This window comes from Streptomyces sp. NPDC057654 (assembly GCF_042800135.1).
GTDB lineage: Bacteria > Actinomycetota > Actinomycetes > Streptomycetales > Streptomycetaceae > Streptomyces.
Genome location: NZ_JBHVHQ010001330.1, coordinates 1 through 1,522 on the forward strand (window position 1 = coordinate 1; position 1,522 = coordinate 1,522).

Annotated in this window: 1 protein-coding gene; it reads right to left on the bottom strand. The window is 77.7% G+C overall.

Features of this window, described 5'->3' with window-relative positions:
- Positions 1-1,522: phosphopantetheine-binding protein (locus ACFU99_RS43325; protein ID WP_384404212.1), on the bottom strand; the 1,522-nt coding region annotated here is incomplete at both ends.

Consider the following 1,522-nt stretch of genomic DNA (forward strand, 5'->3'; position numbering starts at 1 on the left):
GGAGAGCGGCGACGGCGCCCGCGGCCTGTTCGAGGGTGGGGCCCGCGAACAGTGCCCGCAGTGGCAGGTCGGCGCCGAACTCACGCTTGACGGCGGCCAGGAACCGCGTCGCGAGGAGGCTGTCGCCGCCGAGCGCGAAGAAGCTCTGCCGGCGGCCGACGGCGCTCACGCCGAGCAGGGCGGTCCACAGCGCGGCGAGGGACTCCTCCAGCGCCCCTCGGGGCGGCTCGTCGGGGTCGTTCTCCTCGGTGGCGCCGACGAGTTCGGCCAGTGCGGTGCGGTCGAGTTTGCCGTTGGCGCCGAGCGGGAGCCGGGTGAGTACCGCGATGGGTTCGGGCACCATGTGCGCGGGCAGCCGCTCGGCGGCCAGGGCGCGCAGCCGGGCGGGGTCCGGGTCCACGGCGTCGTCGGGGCGCACGGCCTCGATCAGCTCGGTGAAGGAGCCGGGCACGGGGGTGTGCCCGACCTCCTCGAAGCCGGCGGCGCCGAGGAGTTCGGCCCAGCGGTCCGGCGCGAGTACGGGGGTGCCGGCGGCCCGGCGCCGGGGGTCGAAGGAGGCGTATCCGCCGTCGAGCAGAGCGGCGGTCAGCAGGGCGACGGGCGTGAGTTCGCTGCGTTCGGCGGCCAGGAGCAGGCCGCCCGGGCGGGCCAGGGCTCCGGCCAGCGCGGGCCCCTGGGCGGGGTCGGCGCCGCGGTGCAGGTACTGGTCGGCCAGGACGATGTCGAAGCGGTGGCGCATCTCCTCGGGCACGAGTACGCCGGACAGGCGGCGGAGGACCGGTCGGTGCGGAAGGGCGGACAGGCGCTGCTCCGCACGTGCCAGGAGGTCCGGGTCGGTGTCGGTCAGGGTGGGGCGCACCTGGTCGGGGGTGAGCCGGGTCAGCAGCCGTGCGGCCGTCGTGCCGGCGCCGGCGCCGAGTTGGACCATCTCGACGGGCCGGCCGAGTTTGGCGGCGTGGTCCGCGATACGGGCCGCGAGGGCATCGAGCGCCTTATCGCTGCCGGGGTCGGCGGCGGAGAGCCGGTCGGGGGCGAGCACGTCGTCGTCGAGCAGCAGCGCGGGCAGCGCCCGCCCGGCGAGGATGTCCCGGTAGTCGTCGAGCCGGGCCAGGAGCCGTTCGCCTGCGCGGGCGGTCAGGTCGCCGTAGGCACGGTGCCCCGGGGCCTGGCGGGGCGCTGAGTCCCCGGCCGGTCCCGGCGCGGGCTTCCCGGCCGGTGCCGGCGCGTAGCCGCCTGCCGTCGCCGGCGCGTAGGCGGCGCCCTCGCGGACCAGGGCCCCGCGGCCGGTGAGCCAGTCGAGCCACAGCCGCAGGACGGGCAGGTGCTCGTCGGCGATGGCGAGCCGGGCGGCCCACCCGGCGGCGGTACGGGGCCTGTCGGCGGTACGGGGCCCGTCGGCGGCGGCCGGAGGCAGCAGTCGCCACAGGAACGTTTCCGCAACGACGGCCTCGGCCTCCCGCGCCCGGTCCCTGAAGTCGCGCGTGGCGGCGTCGGGGCGGGTGGCGCTCAGACGGGCCGGGGA